General features: G+C 34.3%; 15 protein-coding genes. 8 read left to right on the plus strand and 7 right to left on the minus strand.

Annotated elements, in window-relative coordinates; all coding sequences use genetic code 11:
* Positions 1-4 precede the first annotated feature (4 nt).
* On the minus strand, positions 5-679 hold the full coding sequence (locus tag AAEO57_RS14885; RefSeq protein ID WP_341693816.1) for a DUF4271 domain-containing protein: 675 nt from the start codon (positions 677-679) through the stop codon (positions 5-7).
* A 105-nt stretch (positions 680-784) separates the two neighbouring features.
* Between AAEO57_RS14885 and AAEO57_RS14890 the strand changes: the two genes are divergently transcribed.
* From AAEO57_RS14890 to AAEO57_RS14900, 3 genes are read left to right on the plus strand one after another with little or no spacing between them, the layout of a single operon-like run.
* A complete protein-coding gene (locus tag AAEO57_RS14890; RefSeq protein ID WP_341693817.1) occupies positions 785-1,510 on the plus strand; it encodes a polyprenol monophosphomannose synthase in 726 nt (241 codons plus the stop codon).
* A gap of 11 nt (positions 1,511-1,521) precedes the next feature.
* On the plus strand, positions 1,522-2,862 hold the full coding sequence (locus AAEO57_RS14895; RefSeq protein ID WP_341693818.1) for a dihydroorotase: 1,341 nt from the start codon (positions 1,522-1,524) through the stop codon (positions 2,860-2,862).
* 6 nt (positions 2,863-2,868) lie between these two features.
* Positions 2,869-3,366, plus strand: coding sequence for a DUF4296 domain-containing protein (locus AAEO57_RS14900; RefSeq protein WP_341693819.1), 498 nt, complete (start codon positions 2,869-2,871; stop codon positions 3,364-3,366).
* Here the strand turns inward: AAEO57_RS14900 and AAEO57_RS14905 are convergent.
* Positions 3,361-4,359: an NAD-dependent epimerase/dehydratase family protein gene (locus tag AAEO57_RS14905; protein WP_341693820.1), complete on the minus strand. Its 999-nt coding sequence runs from the start codon at positions 4,357-4,359 to the stop codon at positions 3,361-3,363. The two genes, AAEO57_RS14900 and AAEO57_RS14905, sit on opposite strands and share 6 nt — an antisense overlap.
* A 193-nt stretch (positions 4,360-4,552) precedes the next feature.
* Here AAEO57_RS14905 and tyrS point away from each other — a divergent pair, with 193 nt between their 5' ends.
* Together tyrS and AAEO57_RS14915 are read left to right on the plus strand one after the other, a co-directional pair.
* Entirely contained in the window at positions 4,553-5,848 is a 1,296-nt protein-coding gene (gene tyrS, locus AAEO57_RS14910; RefSeq protein WP_341693821.1) for a tyrosine--tRNA ligase, read from the plus strand.
* A gap of 158 nt (positions 5,849-6,006) precedes the next feature.
* The gene (locus AAEO57_RS14915) at positions 6,007-6,351 is read left to right on the plus strand and encodes a hypothetical protein (RefSeq protein ID WP_341693822.1); all 345 of its coding nucleotides are present in this window, start codon (positions 6,007-6,009) and stop codon (positions 6,349-6,351) included.
* A 68-nt stretch (positions 6,352-6,419) separates the two neighbouring features.
* Here AAEO57_RS14915 and AAEO57_RS14920 read toward each other — a convergent pair whose 3' ends face one another.
* From AAEO57_RS14920 to AAEO57_RS14935, 4 genes are all read right to left on the minus strand, one after another.
* Entirely contained in the window at positions 6,420-7,400 is a 981-nt protein-coding gene (locus tag AAEO57_RS14920; RefSeq protein ID WP_341693823.1) for a LuxE/PaaK family acyltransferase, read from the minus strand.
* Between the two features lie 89 nt (positions 7,401-7,489).
* Entirely contained in the window at positions 7,490-7,828 is a 339-nt protein-coding gene (locus AAEO57_RS14925; protein WP_341693824.1) for a T9SS type A sorting domain-containing protein, read from the minus strand.
* A gap of 106 nt (positions 7,829-7,934) precedes the next feature.
* Positions 7,935-9,125, minus strand: coding sequence for a hypothetical protein (locus AAEO57_RS14930; RefSeq protein WP_341693825.1), 1,191 nt, complete (start codon positions 9,123-9,125; stop codon positions 7,935-7,937).
* Between the two features lie 176 nt (positions 9,126-9,301).
* Positions 9,302-12,091: a TonB-dependent receptor gene (locus tag AAEO57_RS14935; RefSeq protein ID WP_341693826.1), complete on the minus strand. Its 2,790-nt coding sequence runs from the start codon at positions 12,089-12,091 to the stop codon at positions 9,302-9,304.
* 231 nt (positions 12,092-12,322) lie between these two features.
* On the opposite strand from AAEO57_RS14935, the gene AAEO57_RS14940 reads away from it, so the two are divergent.
* The 3 genes from AAEO57_RS14940 to AAEO57_RS14950 all read left to right on the plus strand — a co-directional run bounded on the left by AAEO57_RS14940 (position 12,323) and on the right by AAEO57_RS14950 (position 15,766).
* Positions 12,323-13,006, plus strand: coding sequence for a response regulator transcription factor (locus tag AAEO57_RS14940; protein ID WP_341693827.1), 684 nt, complete (start codon positions 12,323-12,325; stop codon positions 13,004-13,006).
* 215 nt (positions 13,007-13,221) lie between these two features.
* The gene (locus tag AAEO57_RS14945) at positions 13,222-14,301 is read left to right on the plus strand and encodes a sensor histidine kinase (RefSeq protein WP_341693828.1); all 1,080 of its coding nucleotides are present in this window, start codon (positions 13,222-13,224) and stop codon (positions 14,299-14,301) included.
* Positions 14,302-14,467: 166 nt separating this feature from the next.
* Positions 14,468-15,766, plus strand: coding sequence for a porin (locus AAEO57_RS14950; RefSeq protein WP_341693829.1), 1,299 nt, complete (start codon positions 14,468-14,470; stop codon positions 15,764-15,766).
* A gap of 2 nt (positions 15,767-15,768) precedes the next feature.
* Here the strand turns inward: AAEO57_RS14950 and AAEO57_RS14955 are convergent, their stop codons facing one another.
* Positions 15,769-16,839: a glycosyltransferase gene (locus tag AAEO57_RS14955; protein WP_341693830.1), complete on the minus strand. Its 1,071-nt coding sequence runs from the start codon at positions 16,837-16,839 to the stop codon at positions 15,769-15,771.
* Positions 16,840-17,130 lie beyond the last annotated feature (291 nt).

Raw genomic sequence — 17,130 nt, forward strand, 5'->3', positions numbered from 1 at the left:
ACATTTACTGAGCCACCTTTGTAATCCAATAATACATGAAATAATAAGGGGCTATTTCAAGAGCGCAAAGATATAAAATAAAATAAAATAACTTGTTGATTATTGTATTTTGATAAGTTTTAATTGAAATAAAGTAGGAAAACAGGTTTATACATGCTGAAACCCCTATTATTGCTAGGGGTACGATTTTAGATATATCGTCACGATAAAACAAAACAGCATTAACAGGAAGGATTAACAGGCCAATGTACGTCCTGTAGGTTGCTTTTTGCAGGTTAAAAAGGTCTACAAACTCATCAATATTGAAAGCAGTTCCTATGATTTTTTCGATTAAATATTTCGCTAAAATAAAATAGGTCAAAAAAGTAGCAATTCGGGCAAAAAGCATCCAGTCTGTTTTTTCAGTACCTGCAAACCCAAAAATAGACAGTGTGAGCTGTATGAAAAAAGCATACGAAATAATTTGCACAATAAACAAACCTACTGTAAAGCTGCTTTTTAAATGTGAAACATCCCGGTAGATTTTAATGTATTTATCCGAAAAGATAAGTTTTGTAAACTCACTAAACCGGTTTTCGTAAGCTGTTTTTGTAATAGCAACAACAGCAAAAGCCAACACAAACAAAAGTGTTGCCCAATCTTTGTTTTCAATAATTCGTGGATGAAGCTGTTCAATCATAACGATACAAAATTAGTAATTTTTTGTCGCAATACTTTTATTATATATTTATTGTGAATGAAATGGCATAAAAAGTTTACTTTTGCGGTGAAATTACCCAGAAAAATGAATGATTGTATTGTCATAATTCCCACCTATAACGAAATTGAAAACATAGAAAGTATAGTTAGAGCTGTGCTTTCACAACACAAACCTTTTCATCTTTTGATCATAGACGATAACTCGCCAGACCGTACTGCAAATAAAGTTGTTGCATTGCAGGAAGAATATCCAGGAAGATTGTTTTTAGAAAAAAGAGAAAAAAAATCGGGTTTAGGAACCGCTTATGTTCATGGTTTTAAATGGGCTTTGGAACGAAAATATGACTTCATTTTTGAGATGGATGCTGATTTTTCGCATAATCCGAATGACCTCGAAAAATTGTATGACGCCTGTCATTTTGGAGGTGCAGATTTGGCCATTGGTTCACGCTATGTGAAAGGTGTAAATGTGGTAAACTGGCCTTTAAGCCGTGTTTTGATGTCGTACTTTGCATCTGTTTATGTAAAATTTATTACCGGAATGAAAATTCACGATGCTACAGCAGGTTTTGTGTGTTATAAAAGAGCAGTTTTAGAAAAGATAAATTTGGATAAAATTAAATTTGTGGGTTACGCTTTTCAGATTGAAATGAAATACAGAACCTATTGCAATAAATTTGAAATTACAGAAGTCCCGATTATTTTTACAGACAGAACCAAAGGGGTTTCGAAAATGAGCAATGCTATTATTAAGGAGGCTATTTTGGGCGTAATTTCACTTCGATTAAAAAAATTATTCAATACACTATAAATAAAAAGACGATGAACAGGATTTTAATTAAAAATGCTAAAATTGTAAATGAAGGGTCTGTTTTTGAAGGAGATGTTTTGATAGAAAATGACTTAATTGTTGAAGTGGCCGATAGTATCAGTCTGAAATCATCAGATTGTAAGGTAATTGATGCCGAAGGAAGTTATCTGATTCCGGGTGCAATTGACGATCAGGTTCATTTTAGAGAGCCGGGCTTAACACATAAAGGAGATATTGAATCTGAGTCGAGAGCTGCTGTTGCCGGCGGAATTACTTCGTTTATCGAACAGCCAAACACGGTTCCGAATGCGGTTACTCAGGAAATTTTAGAAGATAAATACCAAATTGCTTCTCAGAAATCATTTGCGAATTATTCGTTTATGATGGGGGCAACCAATGATAATCTGGAGGAAGTTTTAAAAACGAATCCAAAGAATGTTGCAGGAATTAAAATCTTCCTTGGTTCTTCAACAGGAAATATGCTGGTAGATAATGAAGTGACTTTAGAAAAAATATTCTCAAGTACACCAATGCTGATTGCGGTTCACTGCGAAGATGAAACTACGATTCAGAATAATTTGGCAGAATTTAAAGCAAAATATGGAGATGACGTTCCGGTAACGGCTCATAACTTAATCAGAAGTGCAGAGGCTTGTTATATTTCGTCCTCAAAAGCAGTGGCATTGGCAAAAAAAACCGGAGCCAGACTTCATATTTTCCACCTTTCAACAGCTAAAGAAATGGAATTGTTTACCAATAAAATTCCGTTAGAAGATAAAAAAATCACGGCTGAGGTTTGTGTGCATCATCTTTGGTTTACGGATGAAGATTATAAAACAAAAGGAAATTTCATAAAATGGAACCCTGCTGTAAAAACGGATGAAGATAGAAAAGAACTTTGGAAAGCGTTGAATGATGGCAGAATTGATGTAATTGCAACTGACCATGCTCCACATACAAAAGAAGAAAAAAACAAGTCGTATCTGGAAGCACCTTCCGGAGGCCCGTTGGTTCAGCATGCGGTTGTAGCTATGTTTGAAGCGCATCATCAGGGAAAAATTACGGTAGAGAAAATCGTAGAGAAAATGTGCCATAATCCGGCGAAAATTTTTAAAATCGAAAAAAGAGGCTTTATAAAGGAAGGTTATTATGCCGATTTGGTTATTGTAAATCCAAGTTTGCCATGGAGTGTAAAACCTGAGAATATATTGTATAAATGTGGCTGGTCTCCGTTTGAAAATTTTACTTTCAAGTCCAGAATTACACATACTTTTGTAAATGGCGAAATGGTGTATAACAACTTTAAAGTAAAAGACGTTCGTGCCGGAAAACGATTATTATTTAACAGATAAACTGCAATGAAGAATTTTGTATTTATAGTATTGGTTTTGTTTCTTTCTGTAAGTTGTAAAAAAGAGCTGGTTAAAGAACCTGCTAAGCTTATCGAGAAAGAAAAAATGATTGATATTATATACGATCTCTCTCTTTTGGAAGCCATAAAATACCAACAGCCTCTAACGCTGGATTCACTTGAGTCTAATCCGAAGAAATTTATTTTCAAAAAATATAAGGTTGATAGCCTGCAATTTGCGCAGAGCAATATGTATTATGCGGCGGATTTCGATACTTACAAGGAAATGTTTGACGAAATAAGCGCCAGACTGGAAAAAGAAAAAAAGAGTAATGAGAAGAAATTAAAAGCTGAAGAAAAGAAGGCTAAAGCCAAAAAAGATGCCGAAGCGAAAAAAAAGAAGTCAAAAGAAACTCCAAAAGACTCCATAAAAAAGACAACAAAAAAAGTCAATCTTGATTCTGTAAAAAGAGTAAAGAGATTACAACAGGATAAAGGATTATAATTTCGATGCTTTTATGTATTGATGCACATCTGAAAAAACCGTTCCCAGAGCGGTTTTTATTTTTTCATTCGAATACAGATGTTTAGAATAGGATGCTTTTGCGGTTGCTTTAGTAATGCTTCTTTTTCTAAAAAACAAAGTTGAAAACAAAGCATCTGCAATCCAAATTAAATTCATAGAAAAAGGCGTTGCGTGAATTCGGGGCCTTTTTACTTTAAAAGCATCTGCAATTGTATTAAATATATCTCTGAAAATAATATTGTCTGCAATTAAAGTAAAGCGTTCGTTTTTAATATCACTTTTCATTAGTTTACAGGCTATTTGCACAACATCTTCTACTGTAATAAAACCAGTACTTCCAAGCATGTAAAACGGAAGCCCGTTAGCAACTTTTGTGTACAATTCTGAGCTTCCTTCCGGATAAATTTTTGCTACGGGAATTGAGGGTAAAATAACTCCGGGGTTGATTATAATTACATCTAAACTTTCCTGAACGCCTCTCCAGACTTCCATTTCAGCACCGTATTTTGAGATTGCGTAATCGCTGTGTGGTTTTTCCGGATTCCAGTCTGTTTCTTCGGTAATGTGTGTTTCGTGTGGGGCAATATCTCCCAAAGCCGCTATTGAGCTTACAAAACAGAATTTTTTGATTCCGTAAGCCAAAGAAAAATTAACCATATTGGCTGTTCCTTCGATGTTGGTTTTTCGAAGTGCTTCCTCATCTTTTGGATTGAACGAAATTAAAGCAGCGCAATGGTAAACGTATTCAATACCGGTAAAAGCAATTTCAAGAGAAGGAACATCAAGAATATCGGCTTCAAGCCAATTGATTTTTTCGAATAAATCCCCTTTTTTATACAATTCAAAAAGCGATTTTGTTTTTTGGATATTGTTCTGATTTCGGTAAATAGCCCGGACATTTTCTCCATTTTCAATTAAATGAAGCAATAAATGCGCGCCAACTAAACCGGTTCCTCCTGTTACTAATACCATTTTGTAAAGATAACTTTTTGGCTGAAAGTTGCAAGGTTACAGAGTTGCAAAGTTTCAAAGGTTTTTTTGGAGGATCAAAGTAACAGAGTTGCACAGGCTCAAAGCTTTTATTGTTTTCTTTTGAAATTGATTTTTACCATTGAAATTGATATTGCCATTGCCATTGATTATATTTGCGCAAAAATATTTTAAAATGAAGAATCTAGTTGAAGAATTAAAGTGGCGCGGTTTGTACCATGATAGCATGCCAGGAACGGAAGAACAATTGCTAAAAGAGGTAACATCGGCTTATATTGGTTTCGATCCAACGGCAGATTCGCTGCATATAGGCAGTATGGTTCAGATTATTTTACTGGTTCATTTAAAGAATTTTGGTCATCAGCCTGTTGCTTTAGTAGGTGGTGCAACCGGAATGATTGGTGATCCGTCCGGAAAATCTGATGAAAGAAATTTGCTGAATGAAGAAACTTTAGCTAAGAACGTTGCCGGAATCAAAAGTGTTCTGTCACGTTTTTTAGATTTTAATTCAAATGAACCAAACGGACCAATCATGGTAAACAACTATGACTGGATGAAAGAGTTCTCGTTTATTGATTTTGCCCGTGAAGTTGGAAAACGTATTACGGTAAATTACATGATGGCGAAGGATTCTGTTAAAAAGAGAATTAACGGTGAAGGCGAAGGAATGTCTTTTACAGAATTTACCTATCAATTAATTCAGGGTTACGATTTTTATCATTTATATAAAAATAATAACTGCCTTTTGCAAATGGGAGGTTCTGACCAATGGGGAAATATTACTACAGGTACAGAATTAGTGCGCAGAATGGGCGGCGAAAATGCAAAAGCTTTTGCTTTGACAACGCCATTAATAACAAAATCAGACGGTTCTAAATTCGGGAAGTCTGAAGGAGGAAATGTCTGGCTGGATGCTGATAAAACTTCGGTTTACAAATTCTATCAGTTTTGGGTAAACGCTACAGATGCTGATGCTGAGAAATATATTAAAATCTTTACTTTTTTAGATAAGGAAACAATTGATGATTTAATCGCAGAACATCAGGCGGCTCCACATTTAAGAGTTTTACAAAAGAAATTAGCCGAAGAAATCACGATTTTTGTTCACAGCAAAGAAGAATTGGAAAAAGCGATTCAGGCTTCGAATATTTTGTTCGGAAATTCAACTGCTGAGGATTTGAAGAAACTGGATGAGAAAACATTTTTAGAAGTTTTTGACGGAGTTCCACAGGCAGAAATCGCAAAATCAGATCTGGAAAACGGTTTGGATATTATTACTGTTTTGAATGAAAAAACAGGGTTCTTTAAATCAAACGGAGAGGCGAGAAGAGCTTTAACTGCAAATTCTATTTCGGTAAACAGAGAAAAAATTAAAGAAGATTTTGTGTTGACTGTAAATGATTTAATCAATAATCAGTTTGTATTATTGCAGAGTGGTAAGAAAAATTATTTTGTGATTAGAGTAGTTTAAAAGGTTTAACTGTTTAATCGGTTAATTGTTTAATTGATTTCGGAAGGTTAAAGTATAATTATATAGATCTCAATAATTCGAAAGAGTTATTGGGATTTTTTATTTTACTTTAGTATTAAATGATATTTTTAGTATGTTTATTACTTAAAAATAAACTTATGATAGGAATTGTATTTATTTATTGGATTTGGAAATCGTTTAGCGACTTGGCTAATGAATATAATAAGAACAAATGGGCTTATGCTCTTATTGGATTAGCATCTTATTACGGAACCACTCTTGTTGCTGGCGTTATATATGGAGCTTGTGTTGTTTTTATTAATGGTGTGGATGGGGTAAATGACGAAAATTATAATAGTATTGGATGGAATTTGCTTTTCGTTCTTTTGGGAGGACTAGTGTGTTATGGGGTTTACAGTTTATTGAAAAGTAAAGGCGAAAAAGAAAGAGAATTATCCAGAAAAGATGGAATAGATAGTATTGGCGTGATGGAAGAAAATTAGATTTTTTGTTTAACTGTTTAATCGAGTTTAAGCCGATTAACCGATTTCAACAAATAAACGATTGAACATTAAAGAACCATTAAGTTGCACCCACGAATATCAGAATTATCAAAACGTCCCAATACCTCGAAAGAGTTGTTGGGATTTTTTTTGCCTAAATCCTGTGTAGCGATAAAAGAACAGGAATTGATATTGGCTAAATCAATTACGTTGATTCCGCCTGTTTTCCCATCTTTCACGTAAGTGAGCGCATCTTCGGGATCGCGCATGAGAACATGCATCCACGAAGGGCATTCAAAAACACCTTCACCAAGAGAATAGGCTTGCGCCAAAAGTTCAGTCATGCCATATTCCGAATGGATAGAAGAAACTCCAAAACCTTTACATAAAATTTCATGCAGTTCTTCGCGAATCATTTCTTTACGTTTGCCTTTCATTCCCCCGGTTTCCATAATAATGGTATTCTGAAGGCTGAATCGGTGTTTTTCGATCAAATCTAATAAGGCATAGGTAACACCAATCAAAATCACGTTTTGTCTGGATTCATCCAAAGCAGTCAGTTTTTTGATTAAGTCGTCGTGATTGTGTAAATAAAACCCACTTTCAGGCTGATTCGAGAGTTTTATTAAATCTTCTACCATATAAATCAATGAAGATCCGTCGCGTTCTAAATAAGACGGCAAAAGAGCTAAAACAACGTAATCTTCTATATTTCCGTAGAATTGAGAAAAGCCTTTTCGGTAGCTTTCCTCATAAAGAGAAACATCAGTAACCAAATGTCTGCTCGTAATCATTCCGGTAGTACCGCTGCTGGTAAACGTAACCTGCGGAAAATCGGAACTAGAAACTACCTCATGGCTTTTAAAAAACTGAATAGGTAAAAAAGGAATCTTTTCCAGAGATTTTACCTGTTGCGGATTTACGTTTAAAAAATCACAGAAATCACGATATACTTTGTTGTTCTCGTGTTGAAAACGAAACAGCTTAAGTGCTATTTTTTCAAATTGTTTCTGACTCGAAATGGTAAATATATCGTTGGCTGTAATCAAAACTTTTTTTGTGCAAAGATATAAATAATTGTAGGATGTAAAGGCAATAAAAAAGCCCCAAATTATTGGAGCTTTATATGATTTTATGTTTATCTGACAATCAACTTTCGGGTAGCCGAATTGTTTTGTTCTGTTATTTTTATAATGTAAACACCAGGGGTCAGATCAGCTACGTTTAATTCCTTGGTTGTTATATGTGCCTGAAGCACTTTTTTGCCTAAGACATCAAAAACGATAATCTCTTTCTCCAGATCATTCTTAGACGTAATATATACTTTTCCGTTTGTAACAGGGTTAGGGTATAGGCTCAATCCTTCTATAGTGACGGCATCACGGGTTTTAGGCAACTGTTTATTGTCCTGAGCTGAGCTGCTCACAGTAAAGAAAAATGCCAGTAAGAGAGTAATATAAAAGTAATTTTTTGCCATCGCATTTATTTGGATATGGTAAATATACAAAAAAAGTTTTCAATAATTACGCCAAAAAAAAACATCCTAAATATTTAGGATGTTTTTAACAGTTTATAAGTGAGTCTTATAGCTTTTCTAATAAGTTTACACCATCTACAATAGCCCATGCACCAGGAGTTAAAGCAGCTCCGGTAGCTGTTGTGCTTGTTGTAAAGTTTCCGGTAGGAAAAGCAATAGTAAAACCAGTAGCTCCAGTTCCTGTTAGAGGTGTAGCAGCATCATCAACTTTTACATTAAGCAATTTAATTTTTCCACCTGTAACCTGATTAGTGTTTGTAGCGGCTTCCTGAATTCTAACGGCAACAGATCCTGTTGTAGTAAATCCTGATATTACAATATTAGAATATTCACCATTTCCATCTTTTTTGAATTGGATTGCATCATATTCTACAGAACCTGCCGCTTCAGTTGTTGTTCCGGCAGCTCTTCTTAAAGTAATGTTTGAAACTTTTGGGAAGAAAGCATTGTTAACACTTTTTGCTTCGATTTCCATTCCGAAATTTCCGGCACCAGTTTGGTAAGCATACCAGTTAGTGTTTGCCTGACCTTGCCATCCATCCTGCCAGTCAAAAGAATCATCCGTATTTCCATAAGAAACTAAGTTTTTAGCACTTACAGTCCCTCCGTAAAATTCGAAACCGTCATCTGCTCCTTTGTAAGCTACTAAGTTTTCTAAAACTGTTCCTGAACCTACAGCGTAGAAAGAGAAACCGTTCATTTCTGAGTTTCCGTCAAGAATTTTTTTACCTGCATATTCTACACGAACGTATTTTAAACTTCCACTGCTGTGAGTTTGGTTTGATCCTCCATAAACAATATTTGTTCCGTCTTCTGAAGTTGCTGTAGTAATTGGAGTCCCGTCTGCTGTTTTTCCTGAAACGATTGGAGCATCACCAAATATGATAATTCCACCCCAAGATCCTGGAGTTTTAGATTTTTCTGTAAAAACTACTGGTTCGGCAGCAGTACCAGTTATAACTAATTTACCATCTTTTTCTACTAATAAAGCATCAGGTCCGTTTGTTGCATCTGCGGTAATAACTGATCCGGCTTCAAAAGTTAATGTTACATCTTTCTTAACTCTCACAGTTCCGCTTAATGTGTAAGTACCTTTAATATATGTTTTTGAAGCAGTAATGTCTCCGGTAATTTCTCCTGAGCCACTTGGTGGAGGCGTTACAGTATCATCATCGCTAGAAGAACAACTTGCGAAAATTAAGCTTAAAAAAGTAAGACTGATTGCTAATTTTTTCATTTTTGAATGATTTTAATTATATTTTTTTTGTGTTATTATTTGTTTCAAAAATACTCTCGGTATTTCTAAATTTAGTTAGCTAATTGTTATCAAAGTATTATATAACAATCAATTTGATGTAAATTTTGTGTTATGTAATTAAGCAAAAAAAAGAGCCGTAAAGCTCTTTTTGTAGATTAGAAAGTATATCCGATATTTACTGAGAAACCAACTCCTTTTTTGTATTCACGAAGTACCAATGAGTCTTCTGTAATATCTATAGTGCTGTTTTTCCCTAACTCTTTTCTGTAATATGGATTAAGTAAATTCTCTGCTGCAAATTTTAAGTCGATGTTTTTAGAAAGTGTGCTTGACCATACAAAATCTAGTTTGCTAAATGATTTTTCATAAATGTGATCCATTCCTGATGAACCTACTGCAAAAATTCTGTCACCGTACACATTGTAAACCAGTGTCATTGTGTTTTTCCACTCTTTGTTCAGTGTAAACTCATATTTCAGGTCAGTATTAATCATCCAGTTTGAAGCTCCCTGAAGTTTACGGTTTTTGCTGTTTTCTAATTCATTTCCTTGTTTGGTTAAATCAATTTTCACATCAGTATTCATTAATGAAGTATTGAAACCAAACGTAAAGTTTGATAATGATTCGCTAATTCTGTTTAATGTTAAAATCATTTCAATTTCAGCACCGTAAATAACAGCTTCCTCAGAGTTTTTAAAAGTAGTAATCTGTCCACCACTATTTGCAGTTGGTTTGAAAACTCTTTCTATCGGATTTTCGATTAATTTTCCGAATGCTCCAATAGCAAATAATTCTTTACTGTTTGGGAATAATTCATATTTAAAATCTGCGTTGTAATTATTACTGTTCAATAAGTTTGAGTTACCACTTACAGAAGTTGCATCCGGGTTGATGTAGTTGATTGGCAGCAACTCCATGGCAACAGGTCTTGTAATAGTTTTGCTTACAGATGCACGAAGATTACTGTTCTCGTTTACGGCATACTTAGTATTTATCGATGGAAGTATATCAAGACTCTCATCAGTTTTCTTGCGATAAGCGCTTCCAAATGGATCTCCTTGTTCTCTGTACTTGATCTCACGAGTAGAATTTTCAGCTCTAACACCCGCATTTAAATCCCATTTTTCTCCAAAAGTGTAGTATAAATTGAAGTACCCGGCATTTACAAACTGATTCAGCTTTACTTTATAATCTCCATTAGATTCTTCCTGAACATATAAGATTCCGTTATCAATATCGTCATTGATTGGGATACTGATGGTGTTTAAGTCAGCTGTATAATTTTTTTCAATATTTCTTCTTCCTGAAAAGAAACGATAGCTTGATTGCATGTCATTTAGGAAATTATTATACCCAACAGATAAGTTGTTTAGTTTTTCTTTATTTCCAAATTTCAAGTTGTATTCAGCTAAAGCCGAGAAGTAGAAGTTTCCATTTACATCTAGGTATTGGCGGTTTAAGTTGTTTCCTCCGTATGACATATTGATTTCGGTATCACTCACTTTTTGACCCGTTATAAATTTTCTGTCCGGTTGTTGAAATCCTGTTTTCACATAAGAACCTCCTGCTTTTATGGTTTGCTTCCCGTCTTCTGTCAATTTATAATCTCCAAATAGCTGAGTATTCCAATACCTTGATTCTTCAAATTGATTTCCTCTAATAAGGTTGTTGTTTACATTTGCTAAACTGTTAGTGTATCCTAGCTGATCCTGGATTAAACTTTCGGTAGCCTGAATAAACAAACTTGTAAAATTCAGGTTTAATCTGTTGGTTTTATATTTTAAACCGGCTAAACCTGAGAAGGTTGTTTGATAAGAGTATTGGGTGTTGAATAAATTGTTGTCATAGTTTCCTTGACCTAAATTAAAAGTTCTGTCTACCCCTTCTCTAAAAACATATTTATTATCAAAGTTAAATGACATGATATAGCTTATGTTTCTTTCTTTTTCAAGATCAAATTTTTGTGAGTGTAAAAAACCAATACTTGAATTTAAAGGACTCGCAGTTTCATTAACATCCCAGTTTTTGTCGTCGTAAGCATTGTGATATTCGTCAGGAGACAATTTTTTCCCACTAGGTACAGAACCAAAAACCTCAGGTAATTCTCTTTCGTTTCCAATTAAACCAAAAGTACCTTTTGTGGAGTTGGCATCATTAGAAAGTAGAAAGTTTTTAAGATTGTTATTAGTAGTGTAACCAAAACCTACATTAATTTTAGTGATATTTTTAGGCTGGGTTGTTTCTATGTTTACAGTTCCTCCTGCAAAATCTCCTGAAATATTAGGGTTGAATGTTTTGTATATATTTAAAACCCCAACGATGTCTGTAGGAAATAAGTCTAACGGAATAATTTTTTTGAACGGACTGTTTGATGGAGTCTGTAATTCATTAACTAATAAATTATTGTAACGGTCTTCAAGCCCTCTGATAAATAAACCTCTTCCGTCTACTTTAGTAATTCCGGTTATTTTTGTTAGTCCATCTTCAACATCGCTAACTCCTTTTCTGGACATTTCCTGTGCTCCAATGCTTTGTTTAATAACGACAGCATTTTTTTGTTCCAAAAGTAAAGCAGTTTCTTTTTCTCTGTTTCCTCCTGATGATTTTACAACTACATCTTTCAGTGTGTAACCTCCGGCAGATAATACCTGGTTAACAGTAATGGTTTCGTTTGCTTTAACAGTAACAGGCTTTTCTACAGATTCATATCCAACAAAACTAAATACAAGAGTATAGTTTCCTGGATTTACAGTTAAGGAATATTTTCCGTCAATGTCAGTGTTGGCACTAATATTTGTACCTTTAATTAAAATATTTGCAAAAGGTAACGATTGATTATTTGTTTCTTTGTCGGTTAAAACTCCAGAAATCGTACCTTTGTTTTGTGCTACGGAAATGGCACAGATAAATAATGCAATAAATAGAAATCTTAAATTGAATTTCATTGTCAGTGTTGTGTTTATATTTTGGTGCAAAGAAATATACACACTGTAAAGTTCATGTTAGGCACTTGTTATGTTTTTGTGTCTTGAAGATTATCAAATTGTTATGAGATTAAATTACCGTTAACACAACTTTTTAACCGTTGTTTTTATATTATATTTACCATCGCAATTCAAAAACATCGAATATTTAATAATGAAAATTTGATGTAAAAATTTCAATTTTTGCTATTTATGAAAAAAACACAAACCAAGATTTTGTTAGTTGATGATGAGCCGGATATTCTTGAAATTGTAGGTTACAATCTCGCTCAGGAAGGCTATCAGATCGTTACCGCTTCAAATGGAAAAGAGGCAATCGCAAAAGCTCAGAAAGAACTCCCGGAACTTATTATTATGGATGTAATGATGGCCGAAATGGACGGGATGGAGGCCTGCGAAAACATCAGAAAAATCCCTGAATTAAATAACGTTATCATAACATTTTTAACGGCAAGAAGCGAAGACTATTCACAAGTTGCTGGTTTTGATGCCGGTGCTGACGACTACATTACAAAACCTATAAAACCAAAAGTACTGGTAAGCAAAGTAAAGGCTTTGTTAAGAAGGTTAAAAGAACAGGAAGTAGTTACAGATACCTTAAACGTTGGCGGAATAGAAATCAATCGCGAAGAATACAAAATTATCAAAGATAATGTTGAAATTTCCCTGCCAAGAAAAGAATTCGAATTGTTTTATCTGTTAGCTTCAAAACCAGGAAAAGTATTCAAAAGAGACGAAATTTTAGATAAAGTTTGGGGTAATGAAGTGGTAGTGGGTGGAAGAACTATTGATGTGCATATCCGAAAATTACGAGAAAAAATTGGCGAAGACCTTTTTAAAACCATAAAAGGTGTGGGCTATAAATTTGAAGCTTAAACATTCAATATAAATTTGAACCATATAAGTAATATAAGTTTATTAAATTTATAGTGTTTATATCTTAATTGAAGTCAATCTTTGTCAAAGTTTAATTTTGACAAAGATTGACTTTTTTAAAATTCATTTAAAGCATAAAATGTTTGCTTTTTAAATGAACTTATATTACTTATATGGTAAAAAATAGTCTCTTAATCGTTTATTTTAAAATTTAAATGAAAATCAATTTCAAAAAAACTTACAGATTCGCTATCAAATCAGCATTGTATATAAGTCTGTTTACCACGGGATTTGTGTTGCTGCTGATGAATATGTTTTATAAAAATCAATTAAAGTATCAGGCCGGATTTGGAATAATCTTTTTAATTTCAGTTTACATCTTTTCATTTTTGGTATTACAGTATCGTGTAGAACGTTTCATATACAGAAGAGTGAAAAAGATATATGATGAAGTTTCCTTGCTCGAATCAACACCCCTCATCAATCAGCCGATTACAACTGATATGGAAACGCTTTCCCGTGAGGTGAAAAAATTCGCTACCGATAAAAAGCTCGAAATCGAAATGCTTGAGATTAGGGAGCAATACCGAAGAGAATTTTTAGGAAATGTTTCGCACGAGCTAAAAACACCATTGTTTACTGTTCAGGGGTACGTTTCTACTTTGCTGGATGGTGCGATGGACGATAAAACCATTCGAAAAAAATATTTAAAGCGTGCAGAAAAAGGTGTAGAGCGTCTGATCTATATTGTTGAAGATCTGGATATGATTACCAAATTAGAATCGGGTGATCTTGATTTGAACATTATCGAATTTGATATCGTTGAATTGATTCGCAATGTTTTTGATTTATTGGAAATGAAAGCTGATAAAAAGAAAATTAAATTAGCCTTTGAAAGCAAAAATTTGCAATCCTTAATTGTAAAAGGTGATAAAGACAGGATTCAGCAGGTTTTAGAAAATCTGATAGTAAACTCAATCAAATACGGTAAAGAAGGCGGACTGACAGAAGTTGGAGTGGTGAACCTGACAAAGAAGAAAGTTCTTATTCGTATTAGTGATAATGGAGAAGGAGTTGAAAAACAGAATATTCCAAGGCTTTTTGAGCGTTTTTACAGAGTCGACAAAAGTGGGACGCGTTCTGAAGGCGGATCAGGTTTAGGTCTGGCCATCGTAAAACATATTATAGAAGCCCATAAAGAGAAAGTATATGTAGAAAGTGAGTTCGGAATTGGATCTGAATTCTCTTTTACACTTGAAAAAGCGCAAAAAGCACAAAAACCTGAAGTTAAATAATTGTAAGTAGAGGTTTCTTAAAAGCCGTAAAACAAAGGTTTTAACAATAAATAAACTTACGGATTTGACCCGTAACATTAAATTTTTATTATAGTAACATCTGGTTAATGATTTCTTAACATAGGTGATACATCTTTGCATCCTGAAATTAAGGGCTTTAGAAAAAATGATAAAAAGAACAATTCTAGCAGTTTTAGTACTGCTTACCTGTACAGCCAATGCACAGGAATTAAACAAACAAGATGTGAAAAACGAAGTGATGCGCATTTTGGATTCTATTAACAAAGCAAAACTTCCAGATACCAAATCGGGAGGAGGTGTCGAGGAACATTGGTATGACAGAATCTCGCTAAGAGGTTATGCACAAATCAGATATAATGGTTTGTTTTCTACAAACGACAAAGTTTCCTGCGACCAGTGTGATAAATCCTGGGGAACAACTTCTACAGCTCCTGATGCAAAAGCAAACAACGGGCTTTTTGTACGTCGTGCACGTTTAGTATTTTCAGGGCAGGTTCATCCAAATGTATTTTTCTATTTTCAGCCGGATTTTGCGAGTTCGCCAAGTAGTGGTATTAATAATTTTGTTCAGATTCGTGATTTGTATTTTGATGTTTCTTTTGATAAAAAAAGAGAATATCGTGTACGTGTGGGGCAAAGTAAAATTCCGTATGGATTCGAAAATATGCAGTCTAGTTCACAGCGTCTTGCTTTAGACCGTGCAGACGCCATAAACAGTTCAATAGCAAACGAACGTGATTTAGGGATATTTTTTTATTGGGCTCCAGCCGAAATCAGGGAGCGTTTTGAAATGCTGGTAAAGGATGGTTATAAAGGTTCTGGAGATTTTGGGGTTTTGGCACTTGGAGCTTATAACGGTCAAATAGCCAATAAAATAGACGGGAACAGGGATTTAAATGTAGTGGCAAGGGTTACTTATCCGTTTGTTATCGGAAGCCAGATTATAGAACCTGGAATTCAGGCCTACACCGGAAAATGGGCGTTTACAGGAGAAGTTTCGTCTGGAGTTGTCGTTAACAGTGATCCGCAGTATGTAAAGGATGAGCGAATAGGAGCTACTTTTGTTTTGTATCCAAAACCTTTTGGTATTCAGACTGAGTACAATATAGGAACAGGGCCTCGTTATAATCCGACAACCAATAGGGTTGATGTAACTGATTTGAATGGAGGGTATGTTTTACTAAATTATAAATGGGATATTAAAAAACAGCGTATTTATCCTTATGCCAAATTTCAATATTATGACGGAGGGAAAAAATATGAAAAAGATGCTAGGAAATACCTAGTAAGAGATTACGAAATTGGTGTAGAATGGCAACCAATCAAAGCATTAGAACTAACAGCAGAATATGTCATTGCCGACAGGACTTTTGAAGACAGTGCAATTCCGGTTAATAGACAGCAGGGAAATGTATTGCGATTACAGGCGCAGTTTAATTTCTAATTTTACTTTTCAAAAACTGTAAATAACGAATCCCAGTCGATTTTGTTTTCAAATAGGGATAACCCTTTAAACGATTTTACTTTTGAAAGATCTTCAATCGTAAAGTCGTTTTGCGTTGCATAAGGTACTAATTGCTCCTCCTGAAGTTTTACCGCTAAGTATTCCTGCTCATATTGGCCGGGTGTCGGGATAAAAAAAGCTTTTTTGCCTAGTTTTGCCAAATCCATAACAGTAGTGTAACCTGAACGGCACAAAACCAAATCACTTTCATTAAAAGTCTGCTCCAGCTGTTTGGTGTTCATGAAATTGTAATACGTTACATTTTTTATTTGCTGTTTGGTTTGTGTTTTTTCGACAACACCTTTTACAAAAACAATTTCACCTCTGTAACGTGTAATTTCTTTTTGCAGTTTTTCTTCCAGCAATGTACGCTGAGGTTCCGGACCTGACAAAATAATCATTAAATCATATTGTTTTGGTGTATCTTTTTTGCGCATTCTGCTCAAAGGTCCGATATATTTCAGATTTAGCTCGCTGTTTTTAAGATGTCCCAGATTGCCGGTTAAATTCGGATTTTCATCAGTATCAGGAATCCAGCATTCATTATATTTTTTTATAAAATACTGATGGCATTTGCTGGTAAACTTTGTTGTGTTTCCTGTCATTACATTCAATTGATGGGTAATAAATACCGAAGGTACTTTTTTACTGAAGACACCAAGTCTGTTATCTGAAATGATACCGTCTATATCATATTTTCTTATCCATGAATTCACCATTTTTTTTTCATCCAGAATGGCAGTAATCATTTTAGGTAAACTTTTAATCAGTTTCCATTTAAAATTTTTACCATTTTTAGCATATTCAATATGATAAGAAGGCAATTCTAAGGTTTGTATATATGGAAATTCTTTTTGTAACAATGCCAACGCAACCCCATCTGAAGCAATTATGGGAATATAATTGTTCTCCTGTAAAGCCTTAATTATCGGAATGCATCGGGTCGCATGACCTAATCCCCAGTTTAAAGGAGTTATTAAAATAGTTTTATTGGCAGTATATTCGATGCTCATATTGGGCGATTTTCAAACGAAGATAAAGAAATGATCTTTTTCTGTTATTTCGGATACATTACTAAATTATTAACTCTGAAAATCAAATTTCAAAATTCAAAATTCAAATTCAAATTCAATAAAAATTAACATCTAACCTGATGACTGAAATTGAAAGTGTCATGCTGAGCGGAGTCGAAGCCCTCAAAGTTAAAAAGAGCCTTTAATTTAGTTTTGCATGACTTCTTAAATAAACTAAAAAAGCCCGGACTTTCACAATGGAAATCCGGACTTCTTTGGTCAGATAGAAAG

The organism is Flavobacterium calami (assembly GCF_038290035.1).
Taxonomy (GTDB): Bacteria; Bacteroidota; Bacteroidia; order Flavobacteriales; family Flavobacteriaceae; genus Flavobacterium; species Flavobacterium calami.